This window comes from Enterobacter sp. WCHEn090032, assembly GCF_003986875.1.
GTDB classification, from domain to species: Bacteria; Pseudomonadota; Gammaproteobacteria; order Enterobacterales; family Enterobacteriaceae; genus Enterobacter; species Enterobacter sichuanensis.
In genome coordinates this window covers 32,284-48,596 of the sequence record NZ_RXRN01000035.1, presented here as the reverse complement: position 1 = coordinate 48,596, position 16,313 = coordinate 32,284, and the positions used below count along the sequence as shown (strand labels likewise).

Annotated in this window: 17 protein-coding genes; 6 read left to right on the top strand and 11 right to left on the bottom strand. The window is 58.3% G+C overall.

Features of this window, described 5'->3' with window-relative positions; all coding sequences use genetic code 11:
* Positions 1–8: 8 nt before the first annotated feature.
* Positions 9–3,911: an ATP-dependent RNA helicase HrpA gene (hrpA, locus tag EKN83_RS21025; protein ID WP_126801634.1), complete on the bottom strand. Its 3,903-nt coding sequence runs from the start codon at positions 3,909–3,911 to the stop codon at positions 9–11.
* 205 nt (positions 3,912–4,116) lie between these two features.
* Between hrpA and azoR the strand changes: the two genes are divergently transcribed.
* A complete protein-coding gene (gene azoR, locus EKN83_RS21020; protein WP_025757907.1) occupies positions 4,117–4,722 on the top strand; it encodes an FMN-dependent NADH-azoreductase in 606 nt (201 codons plus the stop codon).
* Positions 4,723–4,812: 90 nt separating this feature from the next.
* The gene (locus tag EKN83_RS21015) at positions 4,813–5,499 is read left to right on the top strand and encodes an RluA family pseudouridine synthase (RefSeq protein ID WP_126801633.1); all 687 of its coding nucleotides are present in this window, start codon (positions 4,813–4,815) and stop codon (positions 5,497–5,499) included.
* A 7-nt stretch (positions 5,500–5,506) separates the two neighbouring features.
* Here the strand turns inward: EKN83_RS21015 and EKN83_RS21010 are convergent, their stop codons facing one another.
* A complete protein-coding gene (locus tag EKN83_RS21010; protein ID WP_025757909.1) occupies positions 5,507–6,046 on the bottom strand; it encodes a DUF2058 domain-containing protein in 540 nt (179 codons plus the stop codon).
* Between the two features lie 354 nt (positions 6,047–6,400).
* Between EKN83_RS21010 and EKN83_RS21005 the strand changes: the two genes are divergently transcribed.
* Together EKN83_RS21005 and EKN83_RS21000 are read left to right on the top strand one after the other, a co-directional pair.
* Positions 6,401–7,375, top strand: coding sequence for a DUF1852 domain-containing protein (locus EKN83_RS21005; protein WP_126801632.1), 975 nt, complete (start codon positions 6,401–6,403; stop codon positions 7,373–7,375).
* 23 nt (positions 7,376–7,398) lie between these two features.
* Entirely contained in the window at positions 7,399–8,427 is a 1,029-nt protein-coding gene (locus tag EKN83_RS21000) for a methionine synthase (protein WP_126801631.1), read from the top strand.
* A 5-nt stretch (positions 8,428–8,432) separates the two neighbouring features.
* Here the strand turns inward: EKN83_RS21000 and EKN83_RS20995 are convergent, their stop codons facing one another.
* Positions 8,433–9,365 carry a LysR family transcriptional regulator gene (locus EKN83_RS20995; RefSeq protein ID WP_045284329.1) on the bottom strand — a complete coding sequence of 311 codons (933 nt, stop codon included), beginning with the start codon at positions 9,363–9,365 and terminating at the stop codon, positions 8,433–8,435.
* Between the two features lie 93 nt (positions 9,366–9,458).
* Here EKN83_RS20995 and EKN83_RS20990 point away from each other — a divergent pair, with 93 nt between their 5' ends.
* Together EKN83_RS20990 and EKN83_RS20985 are read left to right on the top strand one after the other, a co-directional pair.
* Positions 9,459–9,893 carry a DMT family transporter gene (locus EKN83_RS20990; RefSeq protein ID WP_126801630.1) on the top strand — a complete coding sequence of 145 codons (435 nt, stop codon included), beginning with the start codon at positions 9,459–9,461 and terminating at the stop codon, positions 9,891–9,893.
* A 3-nt stretch (positions 9,894–9,896) separates the two neighbouring features.
* Positions 9,897–10,355, top strand: a complete 459-nt coding sequence (locus tag EKN83_RS20985) for a DMT family transporter (protein ID WP_126801629.1) — start codon at positions 9,897–9,899, stop codon at positions 10,353–10,355.
* Between the two features lie 2 nt (positions 10,356–10,357).
* Here EKN83_RS20985 and EKN83_RS20980 read toward each other — a convergent pair whose 3' ends face one another.
* Genes EKN83_RS20980 through EKN83_RS20945 form a run of 8 tightly spaced genes read right to left on the bottom strand, consistent with a single transcriptional unit; the run spans position 10,358 to position 16,232 of the window.
* Entirely contained in the window at positions 10,358–10,885 is a 528-nt protein-coding gene (locus tag EKN83_RS20980) for a DUF3833 domain-containing protein (RefSeq protein WP_126801628.1), read from the bottom strand.
* Positions 10,882–11,406 carry a hypothetical protein gene (locus tag EKN83_RS20975; protein WP_126801627.1) on the bottom strand — a complete coding sequence of 175 codons (525 nt, stop codon included), beginning with the start codon at positions 11,404–11,406 and terminating at the stop codon, positions 10,882–10,884. Before EKN83_RS20975 ends, EKN83_RS20980 begins: the two co-directional genes overlap by 4 nt.
* On the bottom strand, positions 11,403–11,888 hold the full coding sequence (locus EKN83_RS20970) for a DUF2878 domain-containing protein (protein WP_126801626.1): 486 nt from the start codon (positions 11,886–11,888) through the stop codon (positions 11,403–11,405). The genes EKN83_RS20975 and EKN83_RS20970 overlap by 4 nt, the downstream gene beginning before the upstream one ends.
* Complete coding sequence (locus EKN83_RS20965) at positions 11,885–13,105, bottom strand: SAM-dependent methyltransferase (protein ID WP_025757924.1); 1,221 nt, start codon at positions 13,103–13,105, stop codon at positions 11,885–11,887. Before EKN83_RS20965 ends, EKN83_RS20970 begins: the two co-directional genes overlap by 4 nt.
* On the bottom strand, positions 13,102–13,824 hold the full coding sequence (locus EKN83_RS20960; RefSeq protein ID WP_126801625.1) for a DUF1365 domain-containing protein: 723 nt from the start codon (positions 13,822–13,824) through the stop codon (positions 13,102–13,104). Before EKN83_RS20960 ends, EKN83_RS20965 begins: the two co-directional genes overlap by 4 nt.
* A 1-nt stretch (position 13,825) precedes the next feature.
* A complete protein-coding gene (locus EKN83_RS20955; protein WP_126801624.1) occupies positions 13,826–15,085 on the bottom strand; it encodes an NAD(P)/FAD-dependent oxidoreductase in 1,260 nt (419 codons plus the stop codon).
* The gene (locus tag EKN83_RS20950; RefSeq protein WP_126801623.1) at positions 15,082–15,801 is read right to left on the bottom strand and encodes an SDR family NAD(P)-dependent oxidoreductase; all 720 of its coding nucleotides are present in this window, start codon (positions 15,799–15,801) and stop codon (positions 15,082–15,084) included. Before EKN83_RS20950 ends, EKN83_RS20955 begins: the two co-directional genes overlap by 4 nt.
* On the bottom strand, positions 15,798–16,232 hold the full coding sequence (locus tag EKN83_RS20945) for a nuclear transport factor 2 family protein (protein ID WP_025757930.1): 435 nt from the start codon (positions 16,230–16,232) through the stop codon (positions 15,798–15,800). Before EKN83_RS20945 ends, EKN83_RS20950 begins: the two co-directional genes overlap by 4 nt.
* Positions 16,233–16,313 lie beyond the last annotated feature (81 nt).

Below are 16,313 nucleotides of genomic sequence, written 5' to 3'. Positions count from 1 at the left end.
AAACCGGTTTAAGCGGAAATCTGCTCCATCGCCTGCAGAATACGTTTATCCGAAATCGGATACGGCGTACCGAGCTGCTGGGCAAAGAAGCTGACGCGCAGCTCCTCAATCATCCAGCGGATCCCCTGAACGTCTTCATCGTCACGGCGCGCAGGCGGCAGCTTATTCAGCCACTGCTGCCACGCCTGCTGGACGCTCTCCACTTTCAGCATCTGGGCGCGGTCGCGATGCGGGTCGATGGCCATTTTCTCCAGACGTTTTTCAATCGCCTGCAGATAACGCAGCGTATCGCCGAGACGGTTGAAGCCGTTGCCGGTAACAAACCCGCGATACACCAGCCCCGCCATCTGCGCCTTCACGTCCGACAGCCCCAGCGCCATGGTCATATCCACGCGCCCTTTCAGGCGCTTGTTGATGTTGAACACGGTGGTGAGGATCTGCTCCACCTGCTTCGCGATGTCCACCACGGTGTCGTTCAGCTCCGCACGCACCTTTTCATGAAGCTGGGCAAAGCCCTCTTCCGTCCAGACCGGGCCGCCCGCCTCGTGGATAAGTTTGTCCACGCCGCAGGAGATGCAGTCGTCAATCAGATCCAGCACTTTACCGTACGGGTTAAAGTACAGCCCCAGCTTGGCTTTGTTCGGCAGCTTCTCGTGCAGATACTTGATCGGCGACGGGATGTTCAGCAGAAGCAGGCGACGCAGCCCGCGCCACATCATCTGCTGCTGTTCCTGCGGGTTATCAAACAGCTTGATCGCCACGCTGTCGCGCTCGTCCACCAGCGCCGGCCAGGCTTTCACCTTGTAGTTACCGCGCTTCTGCTCGTAGCTTTCCGGAAGCTGACCAAAGCTCCAGATATGCAGCCCGCTCTGCTCAATGCCGTCATCCGCCACCGCAGAGAGCGTCTCCTGGACTTTGCCTTTCAGCGCCTCTTTCAGTTCGCCGAGCGAACGCCCTTCCAGCAGCTTTTTGTTTTTGTCGTCCACCACGCGGAAGCTGATTTTCAGGTGATCGGGCACCTGATCCCAGTTCCAGTCGTCGCGGTCAATGGTGGTCCCGGTCATGCGGCGGAACTCACGCTCCAGCGCATCCAGCAGCGGCAGCTCCAGCGGCGTAACGCGGCCTAAAAACGCTTCCGCATAGTTTGGCGCAGGCACAAAATTACGACGCACCGGTTTTGGCAGGGATTTGATCAGCGCAATCACCAGCTCGCGACGCAGGCCAGGGATCTGCCATTCAAACCCGCTCTCATCCACCTGGTTTAACAGCGGCAGCGGAATGTGGACGGTCACGCCGTCCGCGTCTGCCCCCGGCTCAAACTGATAGGTAAGACGCAGCTTGAGGTTGCCCTGGTGCCAGAAGTTCGGGTAGTCGAGTTTGCTGACCGACTCCGCCCCCTCTTTAATCAGCATGCTCTTTTCAAAGTTGAGCAGGTCCGGCGTCTCTTTGCTGGCCTTCTTCCACCAGCTGTCGAAGTGGCGGGCGGAGATGACGTCGTGGCTGATGCGCTGGTCGTAAAACTCGAACAGCGCTTCATCATCCACCAGAATGTCGCGACGGCGGGATTTATGCTCCAGCTCTTCCACTTCGGCGCGCAGTTTGAGGTTTTCACGGAAGAACGCGTGACGCGTCTGCCAGTCGCCCTCCACCAGCGCATGGCGGATAAACAGCTCGCGGCACAGCGCCGGATCGATCTGGCTGTAGTTGACCTTACGCGCGGCCACCACCGGCAGACCATAAACGGTCACTTTCTCGGTCGCCATCACCGCCCCCTGCGCGCGCTCCCAGTGCGGCTCGCTGTACGAACGCTTCAGCAAGTGCTGCGCCACCGGCTCAACCCATTCTGGATCGATACGCGCGGCAATGCGTCCCCACAGGCGGCTGGTTTCCACCAGCTCCGCGACCATGGTCCACTTCGGCGGCTTCTTGAACAGGCCGGAACCGGGGAAGATGGCGAAACGGGCGTTGCGCGCGCCGGTATACTCCTGCTTCTCGGCGTCCTTCATCCCAATGTGGGACAGCAGGCCGGTCAGCAGCGCGATATGGATTTCGCGGTACGCCGCCGGTTCGCTGTTGACCGGGATGCCCAGCTCTTTCACCACCTGGCGAAGCTGGGTGTAGATATCCTGCCACTCGCGCACGCGCAGGTAGTTGAGGAAATCCACGCGACACTGGCGACGGAACTGGTTCGAGGAGAGTGCTTTCTGCTGCTCGCCGAGATAGTTCCACAGGTTCACAAAGGCGAGGAAATCGGACTCTTTATCGTGGAAGCGGCGGTGTTTTTCGTCAGAGGCCTGCTGTTTGTCCATCGGACGCTCGCGCGGATCCTGAATGGAGAGCGCCGAGGTAATGATCATCGCCTCGCGCACGCAGCCGTGTTTCTGCGCTTCCAGCACCATACGCGCCAGGCGCGGGTCGACCGGCAACTGGCTGAGCTGGCGGCCCAGCGGCGTCAGCTTGTAGACCGTCGCCTGCTCGTCGGTGGTGATCGCCCCGAGCTCTTCCAGCAGACGTACGCCGTCCTGAATGTTGCGTTTGTCCGGCGCTTCGACGAACGGAAACGCCGCGATATCACCCAGCCCCAGGGCGGTCATCTGCAGGATAACGGACGCCAGGTTGGTGCGCAGAATTTCCGGATCGGTAAACTCCGGGCGCGACAGGAAATCGTCTTCGGAATAGAGGCGAATACAGATCCCTTCCGACACACGCCCGCAGCGGCCTTTACGCTGATTGGCAGACGCCTGGGAGACGGGCTCAATCGGCAGGCGCTGGACTTTGGTGCGGTAGCTGTAGCGGCTGATGCGCGCCGTACCCGGATCGATAACGTATTTAATCCCCGGCACGGTGAGCGAGGTTTCCGCCACGTTGGTTGCCAGGACGATGCGGCGTCCGCTGTGCGGCTGGAATACGCGATTCTGCTCGCTGTTCGACAGACGCGCGTATAGCGGCAGGATCTCCGTGTGGCGCAGGTCGCGCTTGCTGAGGGCGTCGGCGGTATCGCGGATTTCGCGCTCACCGCTCATGAAGATCAGGATATCCCCCGCGCTTTCGTTACCCAGCTCGTCAACGGCATCAAAAATGGCCTGCAGCTGATCGCGCTCGGTATCATCCGCCTCTTCAACAATCGGGCGATAGCGCACCTCCACGGGATACGTGCGTCCTGACACCTCGATAATCGGCGCGTTGTTGAAATGCTTCGAGAAGCGTTCCGGGTCGATGGTTGCGGAGGTGATGATGACTTTCAGATCCGGGCGACGCGGCAGCAGCTCTTTCAGGTAGCCGAGCAGGAAGTCGATGTTCAGGCTGCGCTCGTGCGCTTCATCGATGATGATGGTGTCGTACTGCATCAGCAGGCGATCCTGCTGAATTTCCGCCAGCAGAATACCGTCGGTCATCAGCTTGACCATGGTGTTATCGCTGACATGATCGCTGAAGCGCACCTTGTAGCCGATGCAGCCGCCCGGCTCCGTCTGCAGCTCTTCGGCAATACGATTCGCGACGGTACGCGCCGCCAGACGACGCGGCTGGGTGTGGCCAATCAGACCTTTTATCCCGCGGCCAAGCTCCATACAGATTTTCGGCAGCTGGGTGGTTTTTCCCGAACCGGTTTCGCCTGCGACAATCACCACCTGGTGGTCGCGCACGGCCTCAAGAATGTCCTGTTTCTTCTGGCTGACGGGCAGGTTTTCCGGGTAGGTAATCGCCGGACGCGCGGCTTCGCGCAGCACAACTTTCCCTGCCGCCTGTTCAATCTCTTTCGCCATCTCCTGGTAAATGGCCTGTTGTGCATCAGGATTTTTAACCTTCTTCACGCCGTGCAGACGGCGGGCGAAGCGCTGTTTGTCGCGCAGCGTCAGAGAATCGAGCTGTTGCAGGAGCATCGGGAAGGTGAATTTTTGTTGTTCTGTCATAGCGTTAAAGGGCAGTACACGCCCTGATAAACTCTCTTTTTAATGATTGCTATAGAGTACCACATTGACGCCTTTCGCGCCTTATTCAAAAAATTCGAACATAGACTTCGATATATTGCGCTATCTCTGTGGCAGGATTGTGAATAGAGTGTCAATAAGCAACGGGGCAACCCCCTTCAATCAAATGCAACAACAGGAATCACCCATGAGCAAAGTATTAGTTTTGAAATCCAGTATTCTGGCAGGGTACTCTCAGTCTGGTCAGCTGTCTGATTACTTCGTTGAACAGTGGCGTGAACAGCATTCCGCTGACGAAATCACCGTGCGTGACCTGGCTGCAAACCCGATTCCTGTGCTGGATGGCGAGCTGGTTGGCGCGCTGCGTCCGAGCGATGCGCCGCTGAGCCCACGTCAGCAGGAAGCACTGGCCCTGTCCGACGAGCTGATTGCTGAGCTGCAGGCGCACGACGTTATCGTGATCAACGCCCCAATGTACAACTTCAACATCCCGACCCAGCTGAAGAACTATTTCGACCTGGTGGCTCGCGCTGGCGTAACCTTCCGTTACACCGAAAATGGCCCTGAAGGTCTGGTGAAAGGTAAACGCGCTATCGTGCTGACCAGCCGTGGCGGTATCCACAAAGATACCCCAACCGACCTGGTAGCGCCGTACATGAGCCTGTTCCTGGGCTTCATCGGCATCACTGACGTGAACTTCGTGTTCGCTGAAGGTATCGCTTACGGTCCTGAAGTGGCGACCAAAGCACAGACCGACGCGAAAGCCGCAATCGACAGCCTGGTTGCCGCCTAAGATTTCCCCCTCTCACCGCCCGGTGGGAGGGTTTTTCTTTTCCCCCGCATTTCGTTATCATCCGCTCCCACTCTCCAGCCCGGCGGCCTGATGTCTGCGATTATTGATTCTTTTATTGCCCCACCGTGTCACGACGACATTGCGATCCTCTGGCAGGATGAACATCTGCTGCTGATCAATAAGCCTTCCGGTCTGCTCAGCCTCTCGGGCAAAAATCCGCAAAACCGCGATTCTGTGCACTATCGTCTGGTTCAGACCTTCCCCGGCTGCACGCTGGTGCATCGTCTGGATTTCGGCACATCCGGGCTGATGGTGGTTGCGCGCAATAAGGCCATTAACGCTGCGCTCTGCCAGCAGTTTAGCCAGCGCAGCGTGGAGAAAGGTTACAGCGCCCTGCTTTGCGGACATCTGGAAAACGATGAGGGAGTCATAGACGCACCCATAGCCAAAGACCCGGCGCTGTTCCCGTTAATGTCGATCTGCGCTACAACCGGAAAACCGGCACGCTCCCGTTACCGGGTGGTGGAACGTTTTTATCAGGATACGGGCGTACCGTTAACACGGGTGACGCTGATCCCGGAGACCGGGCGCACCCATCAGTTGCGTATTCACTGCCAGCAACTGGGGCACCCAATTCTGGGCTGTGATCTGTATGGCGGGCTTAACGTGCCGGGCACCGAAACGGTACCGCGGCTTATGCTGCATGCAAGCGTTCTGAATTTTATTCATCCCGTGAGCGGTGCGCCGGTTAACGCCCGCCACGCCGCCCCGTTCTGAGAGTGATTTACCACATCAAATCGTCCGGGATTTTGAAGTCCGCGTACGGATCGTCTTCGTCCTGCTCGTCCTGACTGAGCGCGCTGTTTAACACAATGCTGTCGGCATCGCGCTGGGCAATTTTATCGGCCACCACCGCCGGAATAATCGCGTATTCACAGTCGCCGCTGGCGTTGATGACCAGGCGGGCAATCGCCAGACGGCCGTTGATCAGCTGTGTCTGCGTCTGCTTATCGACTTCGAGCTTTTTGATCACATTCCCATCGGTAAAGTTAAAGGTGATATTGCCTTTCGCCACGGTGATGCGGTTCATCTCAATCAGTTGCTTCACCTGCGCCTTAAACTCTTTCGCCAGCACGGCCTGCTTCTGCTGCTCGCTCAGCAGCTTGTCACGCTCGATCTGCGCTTTCTTATTCTCTTCGACCGCTTCCCGGGCCTCACGCGCCTGAACGCGTGATTTCTTGGCCGTGCGCTGCACTTTCGCCGCTTTCTTGCTGCTGACCAGGCCTGCTTTCAGCATCTGCTCTTGTAAGGTGAGTTTTGTCATGATTGTTTCTAAACCGGTTGGAAATTTTGGCGATTATAGCGGGAATTGAAAGGAAATAAAAAATCCCTCCTCCCTACAGCCGCTTAACGACGACGGAGAAGTGCATATCACAGACATATCACCAGCTTCGCCCGGCGGCGCTGTGCTTGCACGGGCCTACAAACGACGCTGAATCGTAGGCCGGGTAAGCGCAGCGCCACCCGGCAAGAAAGGCAGCAATACCTCGAGCATTACACTTCATGAACTTCCCTCATGTTGCGTTGAAATTAAGTCACTTCCCCTGTGCCGCGGGCTCAGGCATAAATTATGCATCGGTAACTTCTTGGCAACATGAACTTAGGATGCATAACCACAATGAGCAAAGCTTTCACATATACCCTTAAGCGCAGTTGCTTCGATGAGAATTACAACCCGTCAGAAAACACGCGTACCACCACCAACTTTGCCAACCTGGCGCGCGGGGAAAAGCGTCAGGAAAACCTGCGCAATACGCTGGTGATGATTAACAACCGCTTCAACGCCCTGGCGCGCTGGGATAACCCCAACGCCGATCGCTACGCGGTTGAACTGGAAATCATCTCTGTCGACCTGAATATCGCCGCGGAAAAACCGTTCCCGGCCATTGAGATATTGCAAACGTATATTATCGACAAAAAACGCAACCTGCGTACTCCAGGAATTGTCGGCAATAACTTCTCGTCTTACGTGCGCGATTATGATTTCAGCGTCCTGCTGCTGGAACACAACAAGAACCAGCAACACTTCACTATTCCGGAAAAGTTTGGCGAACTGCACGGCAATATTTTCCGCCACTTTGTGAATTCACCTGAATACAAAGAGAACTTCAGAAAAGCACCGGTGATCTGCCTGAGCGTCTCCAGCAAGGATACCTATCGCCGCACGGGCAACCAGCACCCCATTCTGGGCATTGAGTATCTGCCGGAGGGCGAATCCTTAACGGAACAGTACTTCGGGAAGATGGGTCTGAACGTGCGCTATTTCATGCCGGAAAACAGCGTGGCGCCTTTCGCATTCTTCTTTACCGGAGATTTGCTGAATGATTACACCGATCTGGAACTGATCGCCACCATCAGCACGATGGAAACATTCCAGAAAATTTATCGCCCGGAGATCTATAACGCCAACTCGGCAGCGGGCCTGTGCTATCGACCGGATCTGAACCAGCAGGATCACTCATTAACCAAAATTGTGTATGACCGTGAAGAGCGAAGCCGCCTGGCCATTGAACAGGGCCGGTTTACCGAAGAATACTTTATTAAGCCTTACAAACATATTCTTGAGCAGTGGTCTGATAACTACACGCTTTAATTCATCCAAAAAGGTCTTTTATTATGAAAACATTGCTCCCGACGTCCACCGCTGGCAGCCTGCCTAAGCCGACCTGGCTTGCGCAACCTGAAACGCTCTGGTCACCGTGGAAATTACAGGATCAGGAGTTACTGGCGGGTAAACAGGATGCGCTGCGCTTATCGCTGGATGAGCAGATCCGCGCGGGAATTGATATCGTCAGCGACGGGGAACAGACCCGCCAGCACTTCGTCACCACCTTTATTGAACACCTGAGCGGCGTTGATTTTGAGAATCGCCAGACGGTGCGCATTCGTAACCGCTATGATGCCAGCGTGCCGACCGTGGTCTCTGCCGTCGCCAGGCAGAAACCGGTCTTCGTGGACGATGCCAGATACTTACGCCAGCTCACGGATAAGCCGATCAAATGGGCCCTGCCGGGGCCGATGACCATGATCGACACTCTTTACGACGCGCACTACAAAAGCCGTGAAAAGCTTGCCTGGGAATTTGCCAAAATCCTCAACCAGGAGGCGAGAGAGTTAGAGGCCGCAGGCGTCGATATCATCCAGTTTGACGAACCGGCGTTTAACGTCTTCTTTGACGAGGTCAACGACTGGGGCATCGCCGCGCTGGAACGCGCCATCGAAGGGCTGAAATGCGAAACCGCGGTACACATCTGCTACGGCTACGGCATCAAAGCCAATACCGACTGGAAAAAGACGCTGGGTTCAGAATGGCGACAGTACGAAGAGGCCTTCCCGAAGCTGCAGACCTCTAACATCGACATCATCTCCCTGGAGTGCCACAACTCTCGCGTGCCGATGGATCTGCTGGAGCTGATCCGCGGTAAAAAAGTGATGGTGGGCGCGATTGATGTGGCAACCAACACGGTTGAAACGCCGGAGGAAGTGGCCGGTACGCTGCGTAAAGCGCTGCAGTTCGTTGATGCCGACAAGCTTTACCCTTCCACCAACTGCGGCATGGCCCCTCTCTCCCGCCAGGTTGCTAACGGCAAGCTGAAAGCGCTCAGCGCCGGCGCTGAGATTATCCGCCTGGAGCTCGGCGCGTAATCCCCTTACGCTTGCCAGTACAGCGGCGAACCAAAACGCTCGACGTAATAATCAATCACCGCCCTGACGTTCAGAGGCGGATGTCGGGCATCAGGATAAATCGCCGCGATAGCCTGTTGTTCCGTATTAATGGCGCACTCCAGCGCGGGCAGAAGCGGGATCAGCTCGCCGCGCTGGAGGGGCTCGCTCAGCAACCAGTCCGGAAACAGCACAATCCCCATTCCGCCCAGCGCCGCCGCCAGTAACGCTTCCGCATTATTCGAGGTCATCAGTGGCGTAACGGGATAGTGCATCCACGCCTCGCCCGGCCTGCGAAACAGCCAGCGGTTAGGCCCCGACGATCCGCGATAAACAAGACAGTGATGCCGGGTCAGTTCGTCGGGGCCGTCCGGCGCACCGTGTTTTCGCAGGTACTCTGGCGATGCGGCCAGGTGATACACCTGCTGACCGAACACCCGGGCGCGAAAAGAGGAGTCGGTCAGCACGCCAATGCGGAAGATCACGTCGGCAGCATCCCGGTGCGGGTCGATAAAATCATCGGTCAGCGTCAGCTCTACGCTGAGTCGGGGGTAGCGTTCCGCCAGACCGGGAAGCCCCGGGGCAATGTGCTTCTGGCCGAAAAATACCGGTCCGTTAATACGGATTACGCCAGACGGCTCCACCGCGCGGGCGTCCAGCTCCCGTCGCGCCTCTTCCAGGTTTTCCGCCATCGAACGGGCATAGCGAATAAAAAGATGGCCACTTTCCGTGGGGATAACGGCCCGCGTATTGCGATAGAAAAGCTGCTGCCCCAGCGCATCTTCAAGCTGATGGATCACGCGGGATATCTGCGAGGCCGAGATTCCCTGCCTGCGCGCGACGACGGAGAAGTTCTGCGCTTCATACACGTCAATAAAGATCAGCAGCGCGCGGATATTGATGTTACTGGCGTCGACCATTAATGCATACCTTGCAAAGGTGTTTGCTGCATTATGGCATTTTTCTCACTAAGCTTGCGACGTAATCTTCTTCCCCTGAAACGGAGGAAAGATATGCAGTTTGTTTTGATTTTACTGGTGATTGCCGGCGGGATGGGCCTGTCCGTTGAGGCGGGGTTGCTCGGTCCGCTGGGCAGTAAAGTTGGGGATTTATGGGCGACGTTCAGCATTTTTGGCGTCGGTGCCGCGCTAACGTTTCTGCTGATGCTGTTTTTTAGCCCGCGCAACAGCCCGTCGTTTTTTGCTCAGCCCGGTTGGCAGTTGCTCGGCGGCGTGCTTGGCCCGGTGTACGTGGTCATTCTGACCGTTGCGACACCCGCCATCGGCATCGCCATGACCATGATCGGCATTCTGGCCGGTCAGGTCTTTAAAAGCCTGATCATTGACCACTATGGTCTGCTGGGGACACCGCACAGGAGAATAAACGCGAAACGCATTATCGCGCTGGGTTTCATCATTGCGGCACTGGTACTGGTCGCGCAGGGGTAACGTATGACACTGATTATGATCCTTCTGGCCGTCTGCGGCGGCGCGACGCTGAGCATCCAGGCTGCAATCAACGGACAGCTCGGCAGCAGCGTGGGCGTATTTAAAAGTGCGTTTCTGACCTTTTCCGTCGGCGCGCTGGTGACCGCCCTGCTGATTTTCTTCGTTGAGCCTAAGCAGGCCATTACGCTGCTGGACGTGCCAAAATGGCAGCTCCTCGGCGCGATGTTCGGCGTGCCCTATATCGTGATAATGGTGCTGGCCGTGCAGCGGATCGGCACCGCCGTCGCCACGGTGGCGGTGATCTTCGGCCAGCTCGCGATGAGCATGCTGATTGATCACTTTGGCTGGCTGGGTAATCCTGCCATTCCGTTTTCAACGAGTCGTCTCGGGGCGGTAGTTTGCCTGGGTATTGCGCTCTGGTTCATCTACTCGGGCAGTAATACCCACCTCGCCCGCGACTAGATTCATCTCTTACGGATAAAGAACAGCGTCACCGTGGCGACGGTGACGCCAAATTTTTTCATCTCCGTTTTATTAAACAGATGGGTCTCGTCCTGCAGGTACATCCAGTCGTCAAACGTCAGTCGCCAGGTGCTTCCGTTGGCTTTTACATTCATGCTGTAATGCCAGTTAAAGGCGTTGCCCGCTGCCTGCCCCGTGGCGACACCATCAATGTCCCCCGCCGTGCCCTCGTAACGATCGTTCCCCACGCGCCGGATATGCCATACCCGCTGCTGCTTCTCACCGTCGTCATAAACAAAGTGTTCATTGAGGGTCAGCGTATCTCCGATAACATCCCCGGCAATCTCCACGTGAAAGCGGCGGATCTGTTTACCACTGCGATCCTGCACCATCCCCCACGCTTCGGTTTTGCCCTGAAAGTACTGGAAGATATCCAGCCGCGGCTGCTGCTGGCGATACTCGGCCACCTCGGTACTACAGCCTGCCAGCAGCATCGTCAATGCCAGCGCCAGGGTCAGGAAACGTTTCATTTTTGGCCTCCGATTAACTGCTGACGCAGCTCAGGGTATTGCGTGCGGGGACCCAGCCAGATGGCCAGAAAGCGGGTGCTGAAGGCTTCTGACTGACGCGGTCCGAGTGGAATAAAGGCTTTTTGCGCTGCTGACGCGCGATACCAGAACTGCCCCTGCCCGTCGTCGAGCACAAACGCCAGCTGTGCGCCCGGCCGGACATCTGGCCACACAGAGCGCAGCATCTGTAACCAGGCTTCGCTTCGGGGTTCCCGTTGCAGGATCCCCTGCGCCTGCCACTGGTCGCGGGTCGCCTCAACCAGCGCCTCGCGATCGATATCGCGCGCATAGGTAATAATCAGCGCCTGACTGGCATTCTCCTGACCGTAACGCCCGTCCGGGGTGCGCAGCTGGGAGGTATAGACGGTGAAAGGTCCCCAGGTGAGCGTGGCGTCGCCCACCTTACGCCAGGCCAGCCAGTCAGCCGCCAGGGCCGCGGGCGCGACGAGCGTGAGCCAAAGCAGCAGTACCGCAGTTCTCATTTTTGTCTCCCCATCAGCAGGTGGTAAAACAGCATCAACACCAGCCACCCCGGCACCATCCAGCCGACGACGATAACGGTCGGCTCCAGAAACGTGATGGCGTCCAGCCGCTCGCCGAACAGATAGGCCACCGGCCCCCCCACGGCGGCGAGCAGCGTCAGCAGCCAGCCGGGTAACGTGGTGGTGCGCGTCAACTGCGTCCAGACGGTGGCGAACATCAGCCACAATGCCACCATCCATAGCGGCATAAGCGACTCGCCCGTGAAGGCAATGAGCCCGGTCAGGGCCCAGAGCGCGTCCAGCAAACTGCCCGCCGCCGCCAGCCCAATGGCGTAAGGACGGTATACCGACGGCAATAGCAGACACGCCAGGATCGCCAGCGCGAGCCAGAGAATCAGGCCCTGTTCGCGAAAGAGCACCACCAGCGCCCAGTAAAGATCGAACGCGACGGCCAGCAGGAAAACCTGAAGGTAACGTCTCATACGCGCTCGGCGGTAAGCTGCACCACGCTGATGGTGCGGGCGTTAAACCCGGCTTCGCAGTAGCCAAAGTAATACAGCCACATCCGGCGGAACCGGTCATCAAAGCCGAGCTTTTCAATCTCCTGCCAGGCATGGACAAAACGCTGCCGCCAGTGGGCCAGCGTGCGGGCGTAATCCGGCCCCATGTCGAAGAGGTTGCGCACCACAAAGTCGGTGTGGCGCGTCATCAGCTCATTCATCGCGGTAATGCTCGGCAGGAAGCCGCCGGGGAAAATGTAGCGCTGGATGAAATCGACGCTTTTGCTGTAGTCGCGATAGCGCTGATCCTGAATGGTGATGGCCTGAATCGCCATCCGTCCTCCCGGCCGCAGCCGCGCCTGACAGGTGCGGAAGAACGTGGGCAGATAGCGCTGCCCGACGGCCTCAATCATCTCTATTGAGACCAGCTTGTCATACTCCCCGGTCAGGTCGCGATAGTCGCAGAGCAGCACCTCGACCCGGTCCTGCAGCCCCGCACGGGCAATCCGCTCGGTTGCCCAGACGTATTGCTCCTGCGAAAGCGTGGTGGTGGTCACCCGACAGCCGTAATGCCGGGCGGCGTATTCCGCCATTGCCCCCCAGCCGGTGCCTATTTCAAGCAGGTGATCCCCCGGACTCAGTGCCAGCTGTTCACACAGGCGCGCCATTTTGGCCTGCTGAGCCGCGGTAAGATCCTGCTCATCCGCGGTAAACAGCGCGCTGGAGTAAAGCAGCTCCTTATCCAGAAAATGGCTGTAAAAGGTGTTGCCCAGATCGTAATGGGCGGCGATATTTTCCCGCGCCTGGGCACGGGAGTTACGCCGCGTCCAGTGGCGTAGCCGCTCAAGCGGCCTGCCGAGCAGGCGAAAGCCTTTCTCCAGACGGCCAAGAACCTCGCCGTTGAGAGCCAGGATTTGCAGAAGCGGCGTAAGCTGCGCGGTTTCCCATTCGCCGTCCATCCAGGCTTCTGCCGCGGCAAGGCTCCCGCCCGTTAAGACACGCCAGTAGACCCCGGGCGTCAGGATCTGCACGTCGGCATGCAGCGCGGAGGATGTTTCGCCGAAATGGAAACTCTGCGCCCCTTCACGCAGGGTGAGCGAGCCGCCGCGGATGCCGCTTAACAGCCTGAAAAGCAGCCAGCGCGCGATGCGGACGTTGCGCGGGATATCGGGTTCAAGCGCAAAGACGGGATCGGTCATGAGCGTTCACTCCTGCTGACGGGATGGTTATACAGCGGCACGCGCTTGAGCCACAGCCTCAGCGCCTGCCAGTAAATGGCGAATACGGTTTTCAGGGTCATGAGCGGGATGCGCAGCAGCAGTGCGCGCAGCGTCGTGCGGGTCAGCGGCTCCCGACGCAGCACCAGGGTGGCGTCAAACACCTTTGTATCCTGATGATTTTCAATGTGCATATGCAGCGTGTTGTCCGGGGTGTTGAAGCGCCAGTGGTAGATCATGTCCATCGGGTTGAACGGGGAAACGTGAAACGCCTTTTCCGTAGGCTGCGCATCCTGTCCGTTAACGGCATAGTAATGGCGTTCATTCCACGGCGTATTACGGACCTCCGCCAGTACCCAGCGCAGCGTCCCCTTGCCGTCATAGCAGTAGTAAAAGTTGACCGGATTAAAATGAAACCCGAAGTAACGCAGCTGGGTCAGGAGCATAACCCGCCCGTCAGGACGTTCTCCGGTCAGGCTCTCCAGCCTGCTCAGCACGTTCTCTTTAAGCGGCGTGCCGAGCGGATAGTCGGCGTCATTGAACGAGGCGGCGGCAAAGCGATTGCGCCGCACGCCAACGGACGCCAGCAGCGGCAGTTCATCCAGATCCAGCCAGGCCATAAAGACGGTGTAGCGAAATTCATGCGTTTTCGGCTGAAGGCGGCGGTGGCGTAACACGCCGTGATAAAGGCAGCTGTTCATCTCAGTTCCCCTCTCCGGCCGCTATCGCATTGACCACGTCCAGCGCGCTGCGCACGCCGTCTTCATGAAAACCGTTGTACCAGTAAGCCCCGCAGAACCAGCTTCGCCGCTGACCGTTGATCTCTGCGCGGCGCGCCTGCGCCCGCCAGCTTTGCGGGTTAAACAGCGGATGTTCATACACAAAACGCTGCCAGACGAAACGTTCGTCCACAGGCCTTTCCGGGTTGAGGGTGACGCAGAACAGCGGGCTGCCCGCAGGCAGCCCCTGCAGGATGTTCATGTTGTAGGTGACGCAGGCGCTGGCCTGCTCCTGCTCGCTGAGACGGTAGTTCCAGCTGGCCCACGCGCGCTTGCGCACCGGCAGCCAGCGCGGGTCGCTGTGCAAGACCACCTCGTTGCGCTGCCAGCCGATATCGCCCAGCACCTCGCGCTCCGCCTGCGTCGGGTCGTCAAGCATGGCCAGCGCCTGGGCGGAGTGGCAGGCAAATATCACCTGGTCGAAGGTATGGCTACCGTTTTCGAGCTGGAGAGTGACCCCGCGCTCATGGCGGCTCACGCGCTGCACCGGCGCGTTCAGGTGCAGCGTCAGACGGTCACCCCGTTTTTCCAGCATGGCGCGGATATACTCCCGCGAGCCCCCCGGGACGACGTACCACTGCGGCCGATGGGTGATATCCAGCAGCCCGTGGTTTTGGAAGAAACGTAAAAAGAGCGGCAGCGGGAAACGCTTCATCTCCTGCAGCGACGATGACCAGATGGCGGCCCCCATCGGCAGAATATAGTGGTGCGCAAAAAACGCCGTGAAGCCGTGCTGGTCCAGAAACGTCTGCAGCGTGGCGTTGGGATCCCCCTCGCCCTCCAGCGCCGCTTTCGCCAGACGGTTAAAGCGAACGATCTCGCCCAGCAGCCGCCAGAATCTCGGATTCACCAGGTTTCGACGCTGGGCAAACAGCGAGGTCAGGGTATGGCCGTTGTACTCAAGCCCGGTCGCAGGATTGTGTACCGAGAAGCTCATCTGCGTTTTTTGTCCGCTGATGCCCAGCTCGCTGAGCAGGCCCATAAAGCGCGGATAGGTGCGGTCGTTGTAGACGATAAATCCGGTATCAATGGCCCAGGTACCCTGCGGCGTTGCCACATCCACGGTTGCGGTATGGCCTCCTGGCACGGCTCCCGCTTCAAACAGGGTGACCTGATGATGTCCGGCCAGCCGCCAGGCGCAGGTCAGCCCGGCAATGCCGCTGCCAATAATCGCAATCTTCATGAACGCACCATCCTGCGCAGCAGCGTGCGCTGCAAAAATGCGGGCAGCCCGGCGAGCAGCCGCAAAATGAGGCCAAAACCGACAGGAAACGCGATATGCATTTTTCCTGCCGCCAGCCCGATACGGATCGCCTTCACCGCTTCGTCAACGCTCACCCTGCCGGGCATGGCAAAATCGTTTTTCCGCGTCAGCGGCGTATCAACAAAACCCGGCGAGACAACCGTGACGGCAATCCCTTTTGGCTCCCAGTCCAGGCGCAGGCTCTCGGCAAACCAGCTCAACGCCGCTTTGGAGGCGCCATAGGCCTCCGCACGGGGAAAAGGCAGCCAGTGGGCCATTGAGCTCACCAGCACCACGCGGTTGCCGGCAACCAGCTGCGGCTGAAGTGCCTCAAGGCAGTTCACCGGGCCAAGGAAATTGGTTGCCATCACCCGCTCCACCAGGGCCGCATCCACCACGCCCTGATCGAGGTATTCGCAGGTACCGGCGCAAAGAATAACCAGATCGGCATAGCTATCAGTGAGGGCCTGGCGACAGGCGTCCCTGTCTGTCATATCGAACAGGCGAACGGTGAGATTGGGGCAGGTCTGATGCAGCGCTTCCAGGCGCGCCGGATCGCGTCCGCAGGCAATCACATGGTAGCCATCAGCGGCAAAGGATTTCGCAAGCCCGGCCCCTATGCCCGAGCTGGCGCCGGTAATCAGCACCGTCTTCATGATTTCACCCTGCGCTTGACGCCGCGAACCGCCCAGCCCAGCAGAGGCAGATGTTCGTAGATCATCTCTCCTGCATCGTAGTAATCCCGCTGGCGCGTGATGAGATCGTTTTCCGTCTCCACCACCGAGCACCCCGGCAGTTCGAGCGGCTCTCCTCCGGCAATGCGCGGGTGCGACCAGTGCATCACCCAGGTGACCACAAACCGGTTTTCGCCGCACAGTGGGTCATCGATGGTAAAACGGCAATGCTCAACGTTGGCCAGCAGATGGGTGAAGTAGCGCTGAAGCGCGAAAAGCCCGTCATGCTCGCCAAAGGGATCGATAAGCGTCGCATTTGAGTGATAAAGCCCCACCAGCGCCGAGGGCGGCTGGCTATCCAGTGCGGCGTAGTACTCAACAAACCGACTCACGACAGAGGGCAAAGTGCTCATGGGTCACATCCTGGCTGTAAACAACGTGGCGTAATCGCATAATTAAAACTTACACAATTAACGTTATTTGTCCAAGTTTGT

Bases quoted from the DNA above. Each gene is read 5' to 3' on its own strand.
- EKN83_RS20960 (WP_126801625.1), bottom strand. From the start codon at position 13,824: ATGAACAGCTGCCTTTATCACGGCGTGTTACGCCACCGCCGCCTTCAG.
- EKN83_RS20985 (WP_126801629.1), top strand. From the start codon at position 9,897: ATGACACTGATTATGATCCTTCTGGCCGTCTGCGGCGGCGCGACGCTG.
- EKN83_RS21000 (WP_126801631.1), top strand. From the start codon at position 7,399: ATGAAAACATTGCTCCCGACGTCCACCGCTGGCAGCCTGCCTAAGCCG.
- EKN83_RS21005 (WP_126801632.1), top strand. From the start codon at position 6,401: ATGAGCAAAGCTTTCACATATACCCTTAAGCGCAGTTGCTTCGATGAG.
- EKN83_RS20975 (WP_126801627.1), bottom strand. From the start codon at position 11,406: ATGAGAACTGCGGTACTGCTGCTTTGGCTCACGCTCGTCGCGCCCGCG.
- EKN83_RS20995 (WP_045284329.1), bottom strand. From the start codon at position 9,365: ATGGTCGACGCCAGTAACATCAATATCCGCGCGCTGCTGATCTTTATT.
- EKN83_RS20945 (WP_025757930.1), bottom strand. From the start codon at position 16,232: ATGAGCACTTTGCCCTCTGTCGTGAGTCGGTTTGTTGAGTACTACGCC.
- EKN83_RS20990 (WP_126801630.1), top strand. From the start codon at position 9,459: ATGCAGTTTGTTTTGATTTTACTGGTGATTGCCGGCGGGATGGGCCTG.
- EKN83_RS20970 (WP_126801626.1), bottom strand. From the start codon at position 11,888: ATGAGACGTTACCTTCAGGTTTTCCTGCTGGCCGTCGCGTTCGATCTT.
- azoR (WP_025757907.1), top strand. From the start codon at position 4,117: ATGAGCAAAGTATTAGTTTTGAAATCCAGTATTCTGGCAGGGTACTCT.
- EKN83_RS20955 (WP_126801624.1), bottom strand. From the start codon at position 15,085: ATGAAGATTGCGATTATTGGCAGCGGCATTGCCGGGCTGACCTGCGCC.
- EKN83_RS20950 (WP_126801623.1), bottom strand. From the start codon at position 15,801: ATGAAGACGGTGCTGATTACCGGCGCCAGCTCGGGCATAGGGGCCGGG.
- EKN83_RS20965 (WP_025757924.1), bottom strand. From the start codon at position 13,105: ATGACCGATCCCGTCTTTGCGCTTGAACCCGATATCCCGCGCAACGTC.
- EKN83_RS20980 (WP_126801628.1), bottom strand. From the start codon at position 10,885: ATGAAACGTTTCCTGACCCTGGCGCTGGCATTGACGATGCTGCTGGCA.
- EKN83_RS21015 (WP_126801633.1), top strand. From the start codon at position 4,813: ATGTCTGCGATTATTGATTCTTTTATTGCCCCACCGTGTCACGACGAC.
- hrpA (WP_126801634.1), bottom strand. From the start codon at position 3,911: ATGACAGAACAACAAAAATTCACCTTCCCGATGCTCCTGCAACAGCTC.
- EKN83_RS21010 (WP_025757909.1), bottom strand. From the start codon at position 6,046: ATGACAAAACTCACCTTACAAGAGCAGATGCTGAAAGCAGGCCTGGTC.